The organism is Bradyrhizobium sp. CB2312 (assembly GCF_029714425.1).
GTDB lineage: Bacteria > Pseudomonadota > Alphaproteobacteria > Rhizobiales > Xanthobacteraceae > Bradyrhizobium.
The window spans coordinates 5,818,847-5,838,124 of sequence record NZ_CP121668.1 but is presented as its reverse complement, the minus strand read 5'-3'; the positions used below and the strand labels follow the sequence as shown (position 1 = coordinate 5,838,124).

Below are 19,278 nucleotides of genomic sequence, written 5' to 3'. Positions count from 1 at the left end.
AAGTGGTAGACTGTATTGAGCAATACAGACTCTCACGTGGTCTTTATGCGACTGCCTCTACAGTGGTGGCCGCGCATGCAGAGTGCGTGCTCGGCCTGCCATGCGGTCGCGCTACGCTACTGAGCGCAGTGCCGCGGGCCTAAGGTGCGGCGATTTCGCATTTTATCGACATCTTGCCCGTAATTGCGCTTCTCAACCGTAGGCAAAGGAGCCTCCGATTGGTGAGATGCCGGTTCAGCCGGGCCGCGTGGAATATCAGTATCGAATAAGTGCCACCGAGCGGCATCCTGTCGTTTGAGAGATTTGAATTGCCTGCGGGAGATCAATTATGAGCGGGAGATCTATCAGGAGGAAACGTTCCTTAACAACGATAGTGATTGGAGAAAATTGCTTACGAAAGGACGCTCTTGCTGAATTCCTACGCTCTGCGGATTTCGGCACAGTAAGTTCAGTGACATGTGCTGATCGATTGTGCGAAAGTAAATTCGAACAGGGGCAAAAGCTGTTTGTCCTTGTTCATACCGGACACGATTTCCAGATTGCTCGCGAGCAAATCGAGCCTCTCAGACGCGGTCACCCAGATGCGCGCGTAGTTGTGGTTGCCGATCGATACCGGCCAGATGAAGTGGCTGCAACATTTCAGGCCGGTGCTAATGGGTATTTCGTTGATGTCATGAGCCGTGACGTATTCACCAGATCGATCGAACTCGTGATCATGGGCGAAACGGTGTTTCCTCCGGCATTCCTGCCCTTGGCACTCGATCTCAAGGGTGGAGGCAATGATCGCGCAACTGCGCGCAAGGACATGACAATCGCGCCAGACGAACGGAGCGCACAACAGCTTTCTCCGCGGCAAAAGTCGATTTTGCGCTGCGTCGTCGAAGGCGATTCGAATAAATGCATTGCACGGAAGATCGACATCGCGGAGTCGACCGTTAAGGTCCATGTAAAGGCGATCTTTCACAGAATCGGGGTGCACAATCGGACGCAAGCCGCCATTTGGGGCATTAACAACGAGCTTAGCGAAAACGACAACTTACCGCGCGTCGCGCCAAACCGGGCGATCCCGCACGCCGTCGAAGCAAGAGCCGCCGTCAAAGAAAGCAACACATCTGTGATAGCAAACATTGTTGAGCATGAGGAGCGAAAGTTGGACGCTGGGGCTTCAGATGGGGCCACTCAGTTTCACGGCCATGAGCTTCTCAAGGTAAAGTTCTAAGCTTCGTTCGTACATCGAGTGTGTGTTCAATAGAGCCGTTCAGGTAGACCCAGACGGTTTGTCCAGTTCGGCGCAGTTCGGCCCCGTTCTCCACTGCCGCGTTGACCGCCTTCCGGCTTGTGCGCTCCGCTTCCGGCAAAGACATCACCGCGCCGTACATCTCGTTCGACATTACCAGCCTGCTGCCGGGCGGCTTTTCTCGCCACTGCCAGAATTGGTTGAATGGTAAGCATCCGGTGAGGACCGCGTAGCGGTCACTCAGGCTGCTTGGTTGACTTGCTTATTTCGGTCGCGCCAATTCCAGGGCAAAAGTTCGTCGAGCCGTTGTACGGGATGTGCAGCGATGCGTGCCAGGACGTCGGCGAGCCAAGCTTGTGGATCCACGTCGTTCATTTTGGCTGTGACGATCAGGCTGTACATCATCGCGGCACGGTCGCCGCCGCGGTCGGAGCCACAGAACAGCCAAGACTTCCGCCCCAGGGCGATGCCGCGCAGGGCTCGCTCGGCGGCGTTGTTCGACAGGCAGATGCGGCCATCGTCGAGGAAGCGGGTAAACGCATCCCAGCGCTTGAGCATGTAGTCCATCGCCTTGGCAACGTCGTTGCGCCGGGAGAGCTTGGCGCGTTGTTCACGCATCCAGACTTTCAGATCGGCCATCAGCGGCGCGCTCAGCTCCTGGCGGACGGCCCGGCGCCGTTCGGGCGTCTCGCCGTTGATGCCTCGCTCGATCTCGAACAAGGCGTCGATCCGACGGACTGCTTCCAGTGCCAGAGGCGAGATCACCGCTGGCTTTTTGCCTTGTACCTTGCGGCGCGCATTCTCCGCCAGATCAGCCATCACGAAGAACGGTCGTCGGGCATGGACCCAACACGCCGCTTCCAGGATCGGACCTACGTTGCGGCTCGGGTCGTAAAGCTTGCCATAGCCGCCATAGGCATCGGCCTGGAAGATGCCGTTGTAGCCGGCCAGATGGGCCTGGGGATGCTCGCCCGCGCGATCGCGCGAGTAATAAAACACTGCTCCCGGCGGGGCCTGCCCGCCAAAAGGCTTGTCGTCGCGTACATAGACCCAGATGCGGCCGGTGTCGGTCTTGCCTTTGGCCAGGACCGGCACCGTCGTGTCATCCCCGTGCAATCGCTCGGCACTCAGCACATGGGCCTCGAGGCGCCGGAACAAGGGCGTCAGCGCAACAGTGCAGCCACCAACCTGGTCGGCGAGGGTCGACAGGCTGATCGGCACGCCTTCCTTGCCATAGCGTTCGGCCTGACGGTTCAGCGGCTGGTGCTGGCCGAACTTCTCGAACAGCACCATCGCCAGTAAGCTGGGGCCGGCCCAACCACGGTCGATGACGTGGAACGGCGCCGGGGACTGGCTGATCTTCTCGCAATCACGGCAGCTGAACTTCTCCCGGACGTGCTGGATCACCTTCCAGGACTTCGGGATCACCTCCAGCGTCTCGGTGATGTCCTCCCCGAGCTTGGACAACCTCGCTCCGCCGCAGCAGGCGCACGCCACAGGTCCCGGCACGAGCACCCGCTCGCGAGGCAGATGGTCCGGGAACGGCTGGCGCGACGGCCGCCGAGAAATTGAAGGGTTGGGCTAGTACCTAGATGACTCACGATGGAGTCCTTGAAAAATCGGAAGTGAAACGCCAACTTTTCGGCCGTAGATCAAACGATGGGTTTGGCGTTACTCGCATCCGACGACGCGCGCCGGATCACCGGCGAGACCATTGTGGTCTCTGACGGCGTGTAGAGATTCGAGCTCGTCTATATTTTGCCGTTCGGGGGATCATTGGCGGTGGTCTACAACCGCGCTTAAATGGCCTGCGCCTCAAGACACCGGTAATGCGCAAAGCGGTTCAAGCAGAGGATCAAAATCGGCTTCGAATCAAAGGCAGTCCTGCCGCCAAGCGGTGCCACATCTCATTCTGCCGAGAACTGACGAAGATTGACGGTATGGGAGGGACAGGAGTGCGTAGCGGTGGCGGCTTTGCGCCTTAGCAACGCGTTCACTTCATCGATTGACTCCGATAGTTAGCGAGGGAGCCCTTTCTCGGCGCCACGCAAATTTATCTGTGAATTCAAGACCGAAAAGTTGGGGCGGACGTACCGTCGGGATTTGTCCGTCGGCTTTGAGACATTGTGCTGGTAAGTCAACGCGGTAGTGTGCACCTAAATGATTGAGTGGGAGTAGGGCGGCCGGTAGCCGCTGCGCGGATTGGCGCGGGTTTTCGTATGGCTCTTCTCACTCCGTCCTGTCCTGGTGTTTGACCGGCGTCGTTCGCGTCGACTTAACCCGACCTTAGTGGCCCATTCCAGTCCAGGGTTGTCGGTGGAGTATTGCGGCGTACTATAGCGTGCAAAGCGGCGCGAACTGGACCTGCCGAGGATCGGTCGCTCGCCTCTTGAATGAGCTAATGACCGCAAACCGCGGCGTCCAGGATTCGCGTGGCTCCCCGTTACGTTTCAATGACTTTTGTCACGCGTCAAACCCGTCCGTTGACCGGCAGTAGCGCGCCGGTGACGGCACTGGCGGCGTCGCTTGCCAGGAAAAGGATAACATCGGCGAGTTCCTCCGGCGCGACCCATTTGGCGGGATCGGCCTTCGGCATGCTGGCGCGGTTTGCCGCGGTATCGATGATCGAGGGCAGCACCGCGTTCACTGTGATCTTGCCTTTCAATTCGGCAGCGAGTGACTCTGTCAGCTTGTGCACGCCGGCCTTCGACGCCGCATAAGGACCCATGCCGGAGCCGGCCTGCAGTGCGCCCATCGCGCCGATATTGACGATGCGGGCTGCGTGCGAATTGAGAAGATGCGGGATCGCGGCGCGGGTAGCGTTCAGCGCCGTCTCGGCATTGAGAGCGTACATGCGCTGCCAGGCTTTGGGATCGCCGTCGGCAATGGTCTCGAAGGTAAACCCGCCGGCAATATTGATCAGCGCATCGATTGCGCCGAAATGCGCCGCCGCAGCATCGACCGCCTTTTTCGCCTGGACGGCGTCGGTCAAGTCAACGCCGCCGAGTTCGATCCGCTCGGCGGTTGCCGCGAACTGCGGCGCCGCATGATCGATGCCCGCGACGCGCGCGCCCCGCGAATGTGCTTCCTCGGCGACCACCTTGCCAAGCGCGCCCAGCGCGCCGGTGATAACAACGACTTTACCCTTCATGATGGTCTCCGCGCGAATGAGAATGAAGCCGGGCCGCAGCCAATTGGTTAGGAGGATCAAGCGCGCACATCACGTCTTCCACTTGATCATCGTCCGCAAGATGCTCATTGGGCGGCCGGAGTAGGGCGGCTGAAATAGCATTTGGATCGGCGAGAGAGGGCCTTGGTAGAAGACCGGGCGCAATTTTGAAAAGGCGTTGAACCCCTCGCGCGCGTGGTAATGGCCCATGCCGCTCGCCCCGACCCCACCGAATGGCAGGTCGTGCTGGCCGACGTGCAGCAGAGCTTCATTGACCGATACGCCACCCGACATGACCCGCGAGATGTAGAAGTCGCGCAGCTCGGCATTGTGAGTGAATGGATAGATTGCCAACGGGCGGTCGTGACTATTGATATAATCGGCGACCTCCTGCCGATCTGCATAGGTCTTGATCGGCAAGATCGGACCAAAGATCTCGCGCTGCATGACAATCATGTCTTCGGTCGGATTTAACACGAGATGCGGCGCAAATTTGCGACGCTTCGCGTCTGGCTCCTGCTGTTCCGCAAGATTTATCAGGACTGCGCCCTTTGTGTGGGCATCCTCCAGCGTCGCCTGCAGCCGCGCGAAAGACCGTTCATCGATGATCGACGTGTAGTCCTGGCCGTTGATATCAGGGAAGCGGTCGGCAAACAGTCGACGGCAATGGCGGACGAACTCGTCCTCACTTCCCTTGGGCAGAAACATGTAGTCGACATTCGTACAGATCTGACCGGCATTGAACATCTTCACCCAGAGAATGCGCTCCGCCGCTGTTTTGACCGGGAAGTCAGGCCCAACAATCGCAGGCGCCTTTCCGCCCAGTTCAAGCGTGACCGGGGTGAGGTTGCGGGCCGCATTGGCCATAACCGAGCGACCGGTAGCACCGGATCCCGTGAACAGCAGATGGTCGAAGGGCAATGACGAGAATCCCGGTCCTCGTCCGCCGCCATCCTCGAAAAAGGCAAGCTTCTCGATCGGAAAATACTTTGGCGAAACGCGCATCAGAACCTGGGCGAGCGCCTTTGAGTTTTCCGACATCTTGACCATCGCCCGATTGCGGCCGCCAGAATCGCTGCGAGCGGACAGAAGCTGAGATTGAGCGGAAAATTCCAGGGAACGATGACCCCGACGACGCCGAGCGGCTGCGGGATGACACGATTGCGCGCGAGCGGATAGGTCATGAAATCGACGTGTCTGCGCTGCGGCTTCATCCACTTCTTCAAATTTTTGGCGGCATCGGCGATCGTTTCGAGGACGACGAAGTATTCGGCGAACAGGGTCTCGAATTCAGACCGGTAGCCGTAGTCGGCGTTGATCGCCGCGACCAACTCGTCCTTGTTGTCCTTCAGGAGCTGAGCGAGCGCTTTCAAATCGGCCTTGCGCTGAGCGTAGGACGGCTCCGGCGCCGCCAGATAGGCCGCACGCTGTTTGTCAAAGCAGGACTGAAATTCAGTGGCAATGGCGATCGAACGGAAATTGACAGGCACGTTCATGATGTATCAACTCCAGGTTGGTGCACGCTTGCGTCCGCATGACGGAGCCGGGTCTTTCATCCATGATCCGCTTGATGGCGTGAGTGCAGCGGCCGCACTGGGCGCTGCATCCGAGGCAGGCATACTCCTCGCTCATACGAGGCCGTCGCTCCTCTTTTGCGACCACTGACCGCACCTGATGGTCGCTGAACACGTTGCAAGAACAGACGATCATCGCCTTCTCCTAAACGATACCGATGAGGTGCGGTCGTTCATGCGGCCTACTTTTTGGCTTCGATTTGCAGGTCGGCTTCGGTGAAGCCATAGCCGCCGGGGCGCAGCGCCGAATGCTCGCGCTTGGAGTGGACCAGCGGGTAGAACATCTGCGTCGTCCAGCGCTCCGGGCCAAACAGGATGTCGTCCTGCAGGCCGACCTTGGCCGGATATTTGCGCGTGATATGCGCGGTGCCGAACAACACGTCCCAGAAGAATAGCAGGTTGCCGAAATTGCCCTTGTAGTGGCCGATGCCATCTTCGTTGGTGAGCGCGTGATGCGCCTGGTGCGTGGCCGGCGTGGAGATGGTGCGCTCCAGCACCCACATCAGCGGATGCAGCACGCGGATGCGGTACAGCGGCGCGTCCCACGCCCAGGCGCAGTGCGCGCCCAGGATGACCGCCAGCTTGACCACCAAATACGCCGCATAGATCGGGCCGAAGCCAAGATAAACCGCCACGCCGCCGATCCACAGGCCCGGCATCATCAGGTAGTAGAAGAAGTTGTTGCGGTAGGTAATGCGCACGCTCATGTAGGCCGCGCTGTGGTGCGCGCGGTGCAGCGGCCAAAGCAGCGGCGTGTGCGAGGCGCGGTGCCAGAGGTACTGCGTGAGGTCATCGCCGATCAGCAGCAGGCCGGCCATGGCCCACCACGGCAGGTTGGCCCAGGCGTTGTGCTGCGCGGGCATGAGCCAGTTGCACAGCGCGTTGCTGCCCAACAGTGCGATCGGCTGGGTGATGGCGATCAGGCTGACGAACATCAGCACCTCCAGCCAGGTGTCGTTGGCTGTCGCATTGTCTCGCACGGTGGTCTGGTAGCGCCGGGTGATGACCTCCATGGCGGCAAAGCCCAGGATTAAGGCGCCGATCAGGAGGTATTGCAGTTGCGAGCTCATGTGGGGTCTCCTCTCGCTCACATGTTTTTTATCGTGGGAACGATTTTAGGAGTGCCAACCCGATGCGTCTAATGCATAGTTCTCATTCTCTTGATGCAAGGAGCGCATTACCATGGATCTGCGCCGCCTCAACCACGTCGTCGCCCTTGCCGACACCCTGCATTTCGCCCGCGCCGCCGAAGCTGTCCACCTGAGTCAGCCGGCCTTCAGCCGCAGCATCCAGGCCATCGAGAGCGACTTGGGTATCCGCCTGTTCGACCGCGACGTGGGTGATGTCCGCCCAACCCCGGCCGGCGAATTCGTCATCGAGCGGGCGCGCAAGCTGCTCTTCGAGGCACGCTGCCTGCAGCGTGACGTGGATCTTTACCGCGGCAGCCAGCTAGGCGACACGGCGTTCGGTGTAGGGCCGCTGTTGACGGCCACCCTTATGCCACGTGCGCTTGTGGCGCTTCGCCGCCAGCACCCGCAGGTGGCATTGCGCATGGAGGTCGGCAACTCGGTGCAGTTGCTGGAGAGTCTGCGTACCGAGAGCATCGAGTTCTTTGCCGCCGATGTGCGCGACATGCCCAGGGAGGCCGCGCTGGAAATCCAGCTGATCGGGGGGCAACCGGCCAACCTGTATGTGCGGGCAGGCCATCCGCTGGCTGGGCGCGAGCACACGCTGCAGGAAGTCTGGGCGTACGGTCTTGCGGTACCTAAGCTGCTGAGCCCCTCAACGGTTGAACTGGCCGCTTTGCTGGGCCTGCCTGAGGGCCAGGATGCCACCATTGCGCTCGAGTGCGACAACTATGGCATGCTCAAGACTGTCGCGCTCACCACCGATACCGTTCTGGGTGCGACGGACGCGGCGGTACAAGAGGAGCTGGAGTCCGGCGCGCTCGTTCGTCTTGTCGTGCAGGGCTGGCTGTCGCCGCCGTCGAGCACGGGCATCGTCCGTTTACGAGGGAGAACCTCGTCGCCGGCAGCCAAGGCAGCGATTGCAGCGATTGTGCGGGCCGCCGGCGAGATCAACGTGTAGGCGCCTTACATCACCCGACGCATGGTCCGTGCGGAATACCGACCTCTTGAAGCGGAAGCCGGCATCCAGTCGCTCTAGACCTGCGTCTGCTTCCTACCCCAAAAGCCGACACCTCCGCGCTCCGTGATTGCGAGACCCTGCTTCGAAGCCATGACCGTAGATTTCAACCGTAGCTATCAAGCAAAGCCGCAAAAGAGCGAACACAAACAAAGCGATTTGGAGGAGGGAGTATCCGCCAGTAGGGTGCAGACCCGATCTCGGCACCAGGAAATATGTCCAGCATTGCTGTTAACCTACCTCGTGATCTTCCCTGTTTTGTTCAACCTTTAGCCCGCGAGATGCGCGTTGTTGCCGCCGCACAGCCTCTTGGCGGAGGCGACACTCGACATACGCCTCAATGCTGCGCCACGTAATCTTGCGGGACGAACCTTCCAGGTAGCTTTCCAGGATCCCGGCATTCAAGAGCTAGTAGAGTTTTGCGCGCCCAATCCTTAAAGCCGTCATGGTTTCTTGGACAGTGGCGACCAATGCTGGTCGGGCCTGAGCCAGAAGCCCGGCAGTATTATCGGAAGTCGTTCTCATAAGTGGAGCCTTTTGATCGAGTTCGTCTGGCTTCTTCGGTCTTGCCAACATTCCCTGTTCCTTTAATCCGCTCCCGGATCGTTGGATTGGTCTCGTGACGCAGAGTTACTCCTCGGGTGAAAACTCGCACTTCGGCGGCGCGGGCGCACGGCGCTGAAGCACCATGCCCGTGGCCATCGCCACCGACATCGGGATGGTGATGCCGTGCTGGTTGGTCGGCGGCTGGTAGCCCTGCAGGATGTACTGCATGCGGCGCGCATGCTCCTCGCGCTCGGCCTTCTCGAAGCGCTCCGTCGCCCGCATGCCTCGCACGTTCGTAATCAGATCGGGAGTTCGTTGTGGGCCTTGGCCCTTGGTAGAATGTGCTCAGGATGGCGAGCGTCTTCGCTGGCCCGTCTGAATGGCCGGCTTCGAGGATCACCGCTCCTCCAAACAGCATTGACCAAGCAGTTGAACTCCTTGCAACTTCCGACGATTTACCCGAAGCTAGTCTGAAAAGCTACTGACGAGCTACGAATGGTTCCGCGCTATTCGGCACTGCATCGAGTTTGCGGAAAGGGACTTCGTCTCGACCGCGTTGGCTCGGCGCGATTGGGCGAGCCGCCGTGCGCGCCAAGTCACCAATCCAGGGAAGATTTGGGCGTGATCCGTGATCGAGCCATCATTTGCCTCCGATGATAATGAGACAGAATTTGGCTGAACAGCGAAGATCATTTCTGACAAGATCGCAGCGGCAGGAGCGTCCCATGAGCGTCTCCCAACTCACAAAGCGCGTTCGGCGCGAGCTGACTTATTTGGACTATCCGGCTCGGGAATGGACAGTCCCGCGATTTATTGACGGCGTGAAGGTTCTGGACGTTCTGATTGTCGGCGCTGGACAGAGCGGGCTGGGAATAGCCTCCGGTTTGAAGCTCGAGCGTATAGTAAACTTCAGGATCATCGATCGTCGCCAAAATGGCTTTGAAGGGCCTTGGCGAAGTTTCGCTCGGATGAAACAGTTGCGCACGCCGAAAGAGGTGACTGGCATTGATTTCGGCATCCCGAGTCTGACGGTGCGGGCGTGGTACGAAGAAAAATTTGGGCGTCGAGCATGGGATCGGATAGATACCCTCCCTCAGGAGATCTGGCGATCTTATCTGGATTGGTATCGGGACGTCTTGGATCTCCCGGTCGAAAACGACGTCGAATTAACATTGATTGAGCCTGCAGATGATCTCCTTCTTGCTCATATCCGGCGTGCCGACAGGATTGAGCGGGTACATGCAAGAAAGATCGTTCTCGCAACGGGCTTTGAGGGAAGCGGTAGCTGGCGCGTTCCTAAGTCTCTGGTTACGTGTTTGTCGGCAGATCTTTATGCGCATTCGGCAGATGATATCAATTTTCGCAAGCTTGCGGGAAAACGCATTGGCATCCTTGGTGCAGGGGCATCCGCCTTTGACAACGCAGCTCATGCACTTGAGATGGGCGCCGCGCGAGTTGACCTCTGCTTCCGCCGTTCGGAGATACCGCGGGTCAACCCACTCACCTGGATGAATTTTGCCGGCATGTTGGGCCACTTCGGGGAGCTGACGGACCTGGACCGCTGGCGATTCATGCGCCACATTCTTGAGGAGCTTCCGGTCCCGCCCACACAGGACGCCTATTGGCGATGCCTCAAGTTTGAGAATTTCGCCTGGCACCCCGACTGCGACTGGAGCTTCGTTGACGAAGCATGCGGTGTTGCGAGGGTCCGAAGCATCGATCGCAGCTTCGAATTCGACTTCCTGATCTTCGCGAGCGGAGCCGAGACGGATCTCTCGGCACGTCCGGAGCTCGCTCTATTCTCTGAGCAAATAGCCCTTTGGTGCGACCGCTTCACGCCTCCACGCGGCGAGGAGAGCGAGCTACTCGCGCGCTATCCCTATTTGGGCCAAGCCTTTGAATTCACGGAGCGGCACCGGGGGGCCGCTCCGTTCCTGCGAAGATTACACAACTTCACGTTCGGAGCGATCTTGAGCAATGGTATATCGGGAGCGGCCATCACGGGAATAAAGTATGGGGTGCGGCGGCTCGTAAACGGTATCGCGCGTGATCTGTTTTGCGAGGATTCGGCCACCTACTATCGCGATCTACTGTCATACCAGACGCCCGAGCTACGCACGCTGGACAATGCGTTTGTTTGGTTAAGCCAGATCGGCAGTGAGGCGACTAATTTTGAGAGCTTTGCCAAACAGCTGGATCAACACCAGTTTGCCATGCTTCGTGGCTTATTGCAGCGAAGGCCCGAGCATGACCCTCCGGCTGTTCGGATCGCCCGAACCGGTCGCACGAAGCGCACCTCACGACCGAAGTAGCAAAAAATAGAAGCGGAATTGAAAGCTATGTCGGTGCGTAGTGAGATGGGTGAGGTTACCGTTGGTTCTCGCGCGCCACGACACCACTGCGCAGCAGGAGGGCCGATCGAGTTGAAGAATGCCGTTTGACTACAGGCCCGTGATATTGGAGAATATTACATTCCACCGTTGCACATCGTGATCACCGCCTGACGACCTCTACCAACGGGAGCGTAAGCAATGGCTTTCATCGCATTTGCGAAGTTGATCAAATCTGCCGCATTGACCCCCGAGCAGCGAAAAGAACTCAAGAGTATTCTTTTAAATCGCGAGAAGCAGCTCAAGAAGGCAATCAAAGATGTCGAGAGCGCCCTTGCCAAGCTTGAACGAACGGGCCGTAAGGCTCGAGAGGGGTCGAAGGGGAGGCGGTGATTGGAAGCTGGTCAGTTTACGGGAGTAATGTTGAGAGGCGTGGCTAGCAGTTGCTGTGATCTGGCTCCTCTTTCAGTCCTGAAACTGCGCTTAGTTCGTTTACGATAGTCCTAGCGTCTTCCAGATCGGGTGTATCTCGACCTTCTGTGAACCAATTGTATATTGGCTTTACGAGGGACCTAGCTTCGAAATATCTGCCTTCGTTGCTCCAATGCCGCGCTAGACAGATCGAGGCACGCAACTCCCACCAGCGGGCTTGTTGTTGCCGCGCGATCGCCACGGCCTTCTGCAGCTCGGCCTCTGCTTGGTCATGCCTGCCGAGCTTTAGGTTGATGCTGCCGCGAAGACGATGCAACTCGGCCTCAAAGAACCTCTCACCTGTTGACTGCACCATCTGAACGCCTTCGTCGAGCAGACGAAGTCCAACTTCCGGCTCTCCGAGTTTGGCATGGGCGAAGGCGAGATGGCCCAAGTAGAGAGTGCGACGGCCTCGTTCAGAATTGCGGTAAGTTGCCGCCAAGGCGCTGCGCATCAGGTCGATTCCGGCTTGAAGTTCTCCTGCTTGGGCTAATAGTGCTCCACGGAAAAAACGTGCTCTTCGTTCGATCGCCGCGAATTCATGCTCAACGCTGAGTGATATCGCCTCGTCGGCGTGCGCCAAGGCGCGCTGTGCGTCGCCCCCGATTATTCCCAAAATGACTACGTTCCCCAGAGCAAGCGCGGTTGTGAAGCTTTGTTGCCTCGTTCGAGCAAGAGTTTCGGTCTGCTCGAGGATCCTTGCAGATTGGTCAGGATAACCAAGCACCAATAGGGTCGACGAGAGCCAAGCTAGGCTGTTCACCGCGTCATCGACTCCAAAGCGGCGATAGGTCGATATCGTGACTGGATTGGTTGAGCACAACGAGAGCGCACGCTCCAGGTGGTTGCGCGCGTCGGCGAACACGCCTGTGCAATGCAGCGTCTGTCCGATGAAGCGTGTGGCTAAGACAGAGACGCCAGGATGATCATACTCTGCGGCCAGCGCAAGGCATTGGCGGGCATCCTCGAGTGCTGTGCTATACTCCGCGCGCATGCTGTGAGCTAGGTAATTGCCCCATAGGATCGTCATTCGTTCTTCGAGGCTCGCACTTTCGCCAAGCAGCGCGCGAGCTCGCGAGAAGACCCGTAATGTTTCAGGCGCAGCGTCGCCCTCAGTCGCGGCGACTGCTGGCCCAAGAGCCAGATAGAAGTCCAGTTCCTTGCGGTCGCGTTGTGGTGAACTCCGCAGCTGTCGGATCAGCTCCAGGCCTCGCGCCAGATGCTTTACGGCCTCGGCATTGGAGGACCGGCCGAGCGCACGCTTTCCGGCCTTGAGCCAATAATCAGTAGCCTGTTCAAGTAGGCCGGCTTCGGTGAAATGATGCGCAAGAATTTCAGGGTCGTTCACGGCGGCTGTCTGGAATTCTTCCTCCAGGGCGCGCCCTATTTGAGCATGGAGTTGCCGCCGTCGTATTTTCAGTAGGCTTTGATAAGCCGCATCTCGCACTAATGCGTGCTTGAATGTGTACACCGCATCCGGCAAGTCACCTTGTCGGAAAATGAGTCCGGCCTGTTCGAGTTCAGAGAGGGATTGCTGCAAACGCGTCTCCTCTCGAGCGACCACAGCTCGTATCAAGAAATAGGAAAATTCACGACCGATGGCAGCGCCGATTTGGGCGATCTCCTTAACTGAGTGCAGGCGGTCGAGCCGCGCCATGAGGGAATCGTGAAGGGTTTCTGGGATCGCGAAAGGCGGCAACGGACTGCCGAGTTGATAGCGATCTTGATCTTCAACCAGAATTCCCGCTTCGAGGACAGCCTTCGTGAGTTCCTCGACGAAAAGCGGATTCCCATCGGTCTTGGTTATGATCTGTTTCATCACGTCGGTCGGAAGCGCACGGCCATTGGCCACTTGGGTGGCCACGCCTTTAACATCGTCGGGATTGAGCCGTCCTAACGTCAGGCTTCCAACATTTGCAAGTCCTGTCCAAGCAGGCTCAAACTCTGGTCGAAAGGTAACCAGCACAAGGATAGGCAGCAGACGGGCTCGTTCGACGATGAGGTCGAGCAGTTCGAGGGTGGTGTCGTCGGCCCAGTGAACATCTTCGAAGAGCAAGAGGATCGGCTGTTTGCGCGATCGGCTCTCGAAATGATCGAGCAGCGCGGCAAGCGTGCGTCGACGCTGCTGTGCGGGACTTAGCTGCAGTGCCGGATAGCGGCCTTCGAAGGGGATTGATAGCAATCCAGCGAAAAGTGGTGCCACGGCCTCAAGTTCCGGCGCTCTCAAGGCGAGCAGCGCCTCCAGCTTATCGAGTCGCTTCTCGGCCGTATCCTCCGCCTTGATCCCAGCGCTCCTCTCCAATTGCTCTACCACGGGATGAAGTGCACTGTTGGCGTGATAAGGCGAACACTGATAGCGAAATTGCACTTCTGATAGATGGCTGTCTGCACATTCCGTCAGAGCGGTTGCAAGCCGTGATTTGCCGATACCCGGCTCACCAGAGATGAGGATGATCTGGCCTTCGCCCGCCCGAGCCAAATGCCGGCGTTCCAACAGGAATTTCAACTCGGAATCGCGGCCGACGAGATAGCTGAGCTCTGCCGGTCGTACCGCCTCAAAGCGGCTCTTGGAGGCCGAGAGGCCCTTAACGACCCAAGCGCTTACGGGGGTGCTAATGCCTTTGAGATGGTGTGCGCCCAAATCGCGAAGATCAAAGATATCGGCGAGAAGACGGCGCGTAGACTCGGCGACGACCACGGTATTCGGCTCGACCAAGGCTTGGACTCGAGCCGCGACATTAGGAGCGCCTCCAACTACGGAATGCTCACGAAGTTTGCCTTCACCGCCGAGGTCGCCCACGACCACCATTCCCGTAGCGATGCCGATGCGTACTGCAAGAGGTTCACTTGCGCGCGTTTCAAGCCGTGCGACAGCAGCAATGATGTCTAGTGCTGCTCTAACTGTTCGTTCGGGATCGTCCTCATGTGCAATGGGATAGCCGAAATAGACAAGTATGCCGTCTCCACGAAAGTCCGCGAGAAAGCCGTCATAGGAGCGCGTTATACGAGCACAAGCGGCGTGATAGGCATCGATAACGGCACCCATATCTTCCGGGTCAAGCCGGGCCGCCAAGGCGGTCGAATCAACCAAATCACAAATCATCACCGTGAGATGACGCCGTTCCGCGAAGGGCGCAACTGCAGCGTTCGGGACAAGTGAGGGAGGGCGGGGGGAAGTGCATTTATCCCGCTCATGAGGCGCTTCCGATCGCCGAGCGGGATACCGATCTTTTCGAAGTCCAGTTCCGTCAATTGCGGTAGCACATCGCAATCTATGGCGTTCGCGATGAACAGGGACTCATGCCGTCCGAGGCCCAGCCCTCTCAGCCACGTCCTGATTTCCATGCCAGGATCCTTGTGAGTAGCAGGTGGTTCAGCATCTCAGAGCCTGATCTTAGTTCAGGCGGCCCAATCCTACTTCATTAAAAGATTGATTCAATGATCATACCGCGCCGTACGGTAGCATGCCGTCGTGGCTGGAGATGTGAACAGCCTCGCAATTCGTCGCGTCTGAATACTGTGAAACGGGGTGAGTGTCTTCTGCCCGGGAGAGCTAAGTCGGGTCGCGCGGTCGCTTCGGACGTGACTTCTTGCGAAGCCGCCGCCGCATGATCTCAGTCGTCGTGAAACCTGTTTCGGAGCCTTCCGGCAACAACGGCAGGTCGTCTGGCACGGCGTTGTTGCAGAGGGGGCAGGGAGCGCCGGCTCCTCCGCAACCGCAAGCCAAAGGGCCTTCCCATGCCGGTCGCGATGGCTTTCACACACACCCAGCGGGTATCGGCGCAACGTACGCAGGTCACTTTCTCTTGTTCGCCAGTGTTGCGTCGGCTGTTGTTCGACTTCCTGGCTGTGCAGATGATCAAGCACCTGATGGAGCTCGCGCCTGTCGAATATCTCACCGCAGATCGTGCAACGGACGTAGTGGGCGGCTTCGCGCTGCGGCGGTCGAGCGCCGACGGGCTTTCCTTTGTCAGGCATGGCTGGTGCTCCTTAGAGGCAGAGTCAGCTGCCCACCGACCGCGCGCCCGTGCTGGTCCTCGACGAAATCTTTCAGACCATCGGAGATGTCGCAACCTTCAGCCGCCACTCGCCCTCGATCTCTACAGCGATGTCTTCAGATGCATCCCGTGACCAGCTCTCAACCGCGTTAAAAGCGACCACACGCAGCACCTGGCCGTACTGACCGGAAAGCAGGTCTTCGATCAAGGTCCGGTGGTCGATGCCTTAGTCGGCTTCCCGGAACGCCGCGCCATCTCGAAACTCCTCGAGCACAAGATAAAAGTCTTTATCGAGCCGATCGTTCGGGACAATTGAAGGCGAGGCCATACGCGAAAACTCCAGTGACCAGAGTCCCAGTTAGGCACCTCAGCTGCAAAAGCGAGCCGTCGCCCTGCCGAGGTGACAACCTCTGGCCGTGGTCTTAGCGGCTCTCAGCGCTGAGCTTGGGGCCGGATTAACATGTGAAAGCGGGAACATCCAACCGGAAGAATGCTTTGACTCCGGGGCTGGCGAGCCATTTCATTTCGGAAATAATTGAAACCCGGCGGGGGCCGCTGTACCAGACCAGCGGCCCTTGTTTGTGGGAAGCCGCTCCCCGCGCGACATTTAAGCCGCGCGGCCCGCGATCCCGCGTGGCCTTGCGGTTCCGGGGGGAACCGCTGAACTTCGGATGTGTTACACAGCATTCACGGCCTTCCCTTCGACAATTCCGTCTGGGGAAGCTTTCTTATGGTTCGTCTCAGCATGGGAGGGAGACGATGCTGCAACAGAGGTTGACCGTCTATCGACCTGAGAATTTGGAGGCCGACATCGCTCACCTTTGGACCAGATACCGCGACATAGTGGAAAGATCGGTCGAGCTATTGAGCGAGCCGCCGCCCGATACTTTCTTGGGGCGGAAGCATTACGACCCCATTCCGCTGCCTTACCAGACGGAAGAATAGGCCGCCCTGGGCGATTGTAATTAGGTGCGATTCCGCTTTCGTGCGAAGATGGAACCATGGACCTTCCCATGGTGCGCCAGCACTTAGCGGAAGCCGAGCAGCACGTTGCACTCGGTGAGCGCCATATTGCCCGGCAGGTCGAAATCATTGACGAACTAGCGCTGGCCGGTCACGCACGGGCTTGGCGGTGGATTTGCTGGATAACTATTGCCAGCTACAGGCCTGCCACGTAGCGCATCGGGACCGCATCCTGAAAGAGTTGGAGGCAGTTGGGCGCGCCCGCCGTTGAGAGATGGGTGTTATTCATCAACTAATTCAAGACGCCGCGATTGAGCCGGAAATGGTCAGCCGCATCACGGCCGCTTACGGGCAAGCGCTCAATACTCTTTGCGTCAAGGATCGCGATGATCCCCTGGCCGAAATGATCGCGAAGAAGATCATCGAGATCGCCCAAAGCGGCGTCCATGAACCGGCCAAGATATCGGCTCTCGCGATCAAAGAACTCGAAGTGCGGTAATACGCAAGCGGGCCCAATTAGCGGTGTGCCTACCTAGCTGGCGATCCCGGTGTTTTGGTCCGGCGGTTCCGCGCGGCGTCCAAATTGGAACGAAGCCAACATGCGTTAATTGACTGGCCGTAAGCGTAGCTCTGCGGCCTTTTTGAACGGCGCTTGACGGCTATTTTGAGCGCGTGGTGCGTCGCCGAGGCTTCCATATTTCCGACAATGCATTGACGGTGGCCTCGAGCGCCTTGCGGTCGACGACGTTGGGATCGAACCGCTCCGGGCCCCAGAGGCGCATCTGTTCGTGCTCCGGATGGGCGGGGTCGCTGATGGCCTCGAGGTATTCGGCATAGCCGGACGCACCGCCGACGTCTTCCGGAGGACAACGACCGGCGGCCTCGAGCAAGAGGGGAAGTCCTTCCGTTGTCGTGTTGTCGAACCACTTTTCAAGCTTGATCACGTGATCCCAGCTGTCGCCGAAGTCGTAGAGATAATGGATCGTCTTGGCGCCGGTCTCTTGAACGATATTGGAGAGCCGCGTCTTGCGGGCATCGATGGGCTGAGGGTCAAAATCTCCATCGGGATCAGGGATACCCCAACGGCCGCCGCCGGCTAGGAACTCGAAGAGATGGCTATTCGTCCAGCCAAACGCCGCCTGAAGCGTCAGATGCAGCCGGTCAAGACGTAAAGTGATCGGTACGACAAGACACCGCATCACCTCCGGTTTCACGTCCTTGAGGGTTACCCTGATCCGGACGACGGTCGTGTTAAGGCTCATGCTGCCAGTCTCGGATCGAGCGCATGCATCGTATAGGTCGATGCCCAGGGAAGCAGTTCGTCCAGTCGCGCCGCAGGCCAGCCATTAACGAGCTTCGCGAGAACATCAGCGAGCCAGTGCTCGGCACTGACGCCATTGAGCTTACAGGTCTCGATTAACGAAGCCAGAACTGCCCAATTCTCGGCGCCCTCGTCGCAGCCGGCAAAAAGGGAGTTCTTGGCGTTGAGCTTGATCGGCCGCATCGCTCGCTCGACCGCATTGGTATCCATCTCGATGCGCCCGTCATCAAGGTATAGCGTCAGGCCGTTCCAATGCCGCAGCGCATAGCGCAAAGCCTTCGCCGTGTCGCTCTTCTGTGCAAGGTGATCAAGCTTGGCCTCAAACCACTGCTTCAAGGCTGCAGCCAGAGGCCTGGCATGCGCCTGCCTGCCGGCGTGGCGCTCGTCCGCAGATCGGCCGCGGAGAGCCTTCTCGATCGCATAAAGCTGGGCGATGCGCTCGAGAGCCTCGCGGGCAACCGGAGCTGGCGCCGGAGCAGCCTCGCGCTCGATCTTCACAAACTGGCGCCGCAGATGCGACCAGCAGAAGGCGAGCGTCCCGGACAGGGCGTCCGCACGCGTCTCTCGGGTCATGGTCTTGTAAGCCTGATAGCCGTCGCAGTGGATGATGCCGCGATAGCCCTCAAGCAACCGCAAGCCATGAACGGCCCCACGGCCCGGTGCATAGGCATAGACCACCCCAGGCGGGTCAGGTCCGGCCCAAGGCCTGTCATCGCGCGAGAGCGCCCAGAAGTAGCCGGTTTTTCGTCCTGCCGCGCCCCGGATCCAGTACCGGTGCCGGGGTCTCATCGACACAGAGCTTCGAGGACTCGAGCAAAAGCTCGCGCAGACGATGCCACAAGGGCTTCAATTCCTGGGCGGCATAGCCGACCCAGAAGGCGAGCGTGGAACGGTCGATGGCGATACCATGCGTCGCCAGCATCTGCGCCTGGCGATAAAGCGGCAAATGCCAATGATACTTGGCATCGATCACATGCGCGACCAGCCGCTCGGTGGGCAGTCCCCCCTTGATCAATCGTTCGGGCGCGGCGTGCTGGAGGACGACGCCATGACAGGCGCGGCAGGCCAGTTTGGGCCGGCGGGTCACAATCACTCGGTATTGCACCGGAACGACGTCGAGCCTTTGACTCTCATCGCGGCCAATCTCAACGAGATCGCCCTTGCAGGACGGGCAGCAGGTGTCAGCCGGCAGCAAGGTTTCGACGATGCGCGGCAAATGCTCCGGCAGCTTGCCACGGTTGGCCCTGCGCTTAGCAGTTCTCTTCTCGCAGGTTCTGGGATTAGCGCGATCCTCGGCTGCTTCTAGCGCCGCGACGGCCTCTTCGATGTCCTCCAGAACAAGCTGCAGCTGATCAGCGTCCAGCTTTTCCGAGGATCGACCGAACTGCGCATCTTTCGCAAGCTTGAGTAACCGCTCGAGCCTGGCGCAGCGATCCAGCAGAGCCGCGGCAAAGACACGCAACTCGGCTGGATCGCTCGGCAGCTCATCGGGCAAATCACTCATGGCCCGAGCTTGCCATGCTT

General features: G+C 59.0%; 14 protein-coding genes and 2 pseudogenes. 5 read left to right on the top strand and 11 right to left on the bottom strand.

Going from position 1 to position 19,278, the window contains the following annotated elements:
• Window positions 1–328 precede the first annotated feature (328 nt).
• A complete protein-coding gene (locus QA642_RS28735; RefSeq protein WP_283079845.1) occupies window positions 329–1,219 on the top strand; it encodes a response regulator transcription factor in 891 nt (296 codons plus the stop codon).
• Here QA642_RS28735 and QA642_RS28730 read toward each other — a convergent pair.
• From QA642_RS28730 to QA642_RS28705, 6 genes and pseudogenes are all read right to left on the bottom strand, one after another.
• A complete protein-coding gene (locus QA642_RS28730) occupies window positions 1,203–1,391 on the bottom strand; it encodes a hypothetical protein (RefSeq protein ID WP_283079844.1) in 189 nt (62 codons plus the stop codon). The genes QA642_RS28735 and QA642_RS28730 overlap by 17 nt on opposite strands.
• Window positions 1,392–1,477: 86 nt before the next feature.
• Window positions 1,478–2,800, bottom strand: a pseudogene (locus QA642_RS28725) (IS66 family transposase); the annotation flags it as partial.
• A 907-nt stretch (window positions 2,801–3,707) separates the two neighbouring features.
• A complete protein-coding gene (fabG, locus tag QA642_RS28720; protein WP_283079843.1) occupies window positions 3,708–4,388 on the bottom strand; it encodes a 3-oxoacyl-ACP reductase FabG in 681 nt (226 codons plus the stop codon).
• A 69-nt stretch (window positions 4,389–4,457) separates the two neighbouring features.
• Entirely contained in the window at window positions 4,458–5,456 is a 999-nt protein-coding gene (locus QA642_RS28715) for an aldehyde dehydrogenase family protein (protein WP_283079842.1), read from the bottom strand.
• The gene (locus QA642_RS28710) at window positions 5,411–5,902 is read right to left on the bottom strand and encodes an aldehyde dehydrogenase family protein (protein WP_283079841.1); all 492 of its coding nucleotides are present in this window, start codon (window positions 5,900–5,902) and stop codon (window positions 5,411–5,413) included. Before QA642_RS28710 ends, QA642_RS28715 begins: the two co-directional genes overlap by 46 nt.
• Window positions 5,903–6,162: 260 nt before the next feature.
• Entirely contained in the window at window positions 6,163–7,050 is an 888-nt protein-coding gene (locus QA642_RS28705) for a sterol desaturase family protein (RefSeq protein ID WP_283079840.1), read from the bottom strand.
• A 112-nt stretch (window positions 7,051–7,162) separates the two neighbouring features.
• On the opposite strand from QA642_RS28705, the gene QA642_RS28700 reads away from it, so the two are divergent.
• Complete coding sequence (locus tag QA642_RS28700) at window positions 7,163–8,068, top strand: LysR family transcriptional regulator (protein ID WP_283079839.1); 906 nt, start codon at window positions 7,163–7,165, stop codon at window positions 8,066–8,068.
• A 687-nt stretch (window positions 8,069–8,755) separates the two neighbouring features.
• On the opposite strand, the gene QA642_RS28695 is transcribed toward QA642_RS28700, so the two are convergent.
• Window positions 8,756–8,953 carry a hypothetical protein gene (locus tag QA642_RS28695; RefSeq protein ID WP_283079838.1) on the bottom strand — a complete coding sequence of 66 codons (198 nt, stop codon included), beginning with the start codon at window positions 8,951–8,953 and terminating at the stop codon, window positions 8,756–8,758.
• Between the two features lie 443 nt (window positions 8,954–9,396).
• Here QA642_RS28695 and QA642_RS28690 point away from each other — a divergent pair, with 443 nt between their 5' ends.
• Both QA642_RS28690 and QA642_RS28685 read left to right on the top strand, forming a co-directional pair.
• The gene (locus QA642_RS28690; RefSeq protein WP_283079837.1) at window positions 9,397–10,983 is read left to right on the top strand and encodes an NAD(P)/FAD-dependent oxidoreductase; all 1,587 of its coding nucleotides are present in this window, start codon (window positions 9,397–9,399) and stop codon (window positions 10,981–10,983) included.
• Between the two features lie 219 nt (window positions 10,984–11,202).
• Entirely contained in the window at window positions 11,203–11,394 is a 192-nt protein-coding gene (locus QA642_RS28685; protein ID WP_283079836.1) for a hypothetical protein, read from the top strand.
• Between the two features lie 43 nt (window positions 11,395–11,437).
• Here the strand turns inward: QA642_RS28685 and QA642_RS28680 are convergent, their stop codons facing one another.
• Together QA642_RS28680 and QA642_RS28675 are read right to left on the bottom strand one after the other, a co-directional pair.
• The gene (locus QA642_RS28680; protein WP_283079835.1) at window positions 11,438–14,578 is read right to left on the bottom strand and encodes an AAA family ATPase; all 3,141 of its coding nucleotides are present in this window, start codon (window positions 14,576–14,578) and stop codon (window positions 11,438–11,440) included.
• Between the two features lie 944 nt (window positions 14,579–15,522).
• Complete coding sequence (locus QA642_RS28675) at window positions 15,523–15,678, bottom strand: hypothetical protein (RefSeq protein WP_283079834.1); 156 nt, start codon at window positions 15,676–15,678, stop codon at window positions 15,523–15,525.
• A 1,029-nt stretch (window positions 15,679–16,707) separates the two neighbouring features.
• On the opposite strand from QA642_RS28675, the gene QA642_RS28670 reads away from it, so the two are divergent.
• Entirely contained in the window at window positions 16,708–16,932 is a 225-nt protein-coding gene (locus QA642_RS28670; protein ID WP_283079833.1) for a hypothetical protein, read from the top strand.
• 160 nt (window positions 16,933–17,092) lie between these two features.
• Here QA642_RS28670 and QA642_RS28665 read toward each other — a convergent pair whose 3' ends face one another.
• Both QA642_RS28665 and QA642_RS28660 read right to left on the bottom strand, forming a co-directional pair.
• Window positions 17,093–17,695 carry a plasmid pRiA4b ORF-3 family protein gene (locus QA642_RS28665; protein ID WP_283079832.1) on the bottom strand — a complete coding sequence of 201 codons (603 nt, stop codon included), beginning with the start codon at window positions 17,693–17,695 and terminating at the stop codon, window positions 17,093–17,095.
• A pseudogene (locus QA642_RS28660) lies at window positions 17,692–19,258 on the bottom strand (IS66 family transposase). The gene QA642_RS28665 and the pseudogene QA642_RS28660 overlap by 4 nt, the downstream one beginning before the upstream one ends.
• Between the last annotated feature and the right edge of the window lie 20 nt (window positions 19,259–19,278).

Coding starts and splice junctions, on each gene's coding strand:
- QA642_RS28735 (WP_283079845.1), top strand. CDS start 329: ATGAGCGGGAGATCTATCAGGAGGAAACGTTCCTTAACAACGATAGTG.
- QA642_RS28730 (WP_283079844.1), bottom strand. CDS start 1,391: ATGTCGAACGAGATGTACGGCGCGGTGATGTCTTTGCCGGAAGCGGAG.
- fabG (WP_283079843.1), bottom strand. CDS start 4,388: ATGAAGGGTAAAGTCGTTGTTATCACCGGCGCGCTGGGCGCGCTTGGC.
- QA642_RS28715 (WP_283079842.1), bottom strand. CDS start 5,456: ATGGTCAAGATGTCGGAAAACTCAAAGGCGCTCGCCCAGGTTCTGATG.
- QA642_RS28710 (WP_283079841.1), bottom strand. CDS start 5,902: ATGAACGTGCCTGTCAATTTCCGTTCGATCGCCATTGCCACTGAATTT.
- QA642_RS28705 (WP_283079840.1), bottom strand. CDS start 7,050: ATGAGCTCGCAACTGCAATACCTCCTGATCGGCGCCTTAATCCTGGGC.
- QA642_RS28700 (WP_283079839.1), top strand. CDS start 7,163: ATGGATCTGCGCCGCCTCAACCACGTCGTCGCCCTTGCCGACACCCTG.
- QA642_RS28695 (WP_283079838.1), bottom strand. CDS start 8,953: ATGCGGGCGACGGAGCGCTTCGAGAAGGCCGAGCGCGAGGAGCATGCG.
- QA642_RS28690 (WP_283079837.1), top strand. CDS start 9,397: ATGAGCGTCTCCCAACTCACAAAGCGCGTTCGGCGCGAGCTGACTTAT.
- QA642_RS28685 (WP_283079836.1), top strand. CDS start 11,203: ATGGCTTTCATCGCATTTGCGAAGTTGATCAAATCTGCCGCATTGACC.
- QA642_RS28670 (WP_283079833.1), top strand. CDS start 16,708: ATGGGTGTTATTCATCAACTAATTCAAGACGCCGCGATTGAGCCGGAA.
- QA642_RS28665 (WP_283079832.1), bottom strand. CDS start 17,695: ATGAGCCTTAACACGACCGTCGTCCGGATCAGGGTAACCCTCAAGGAC.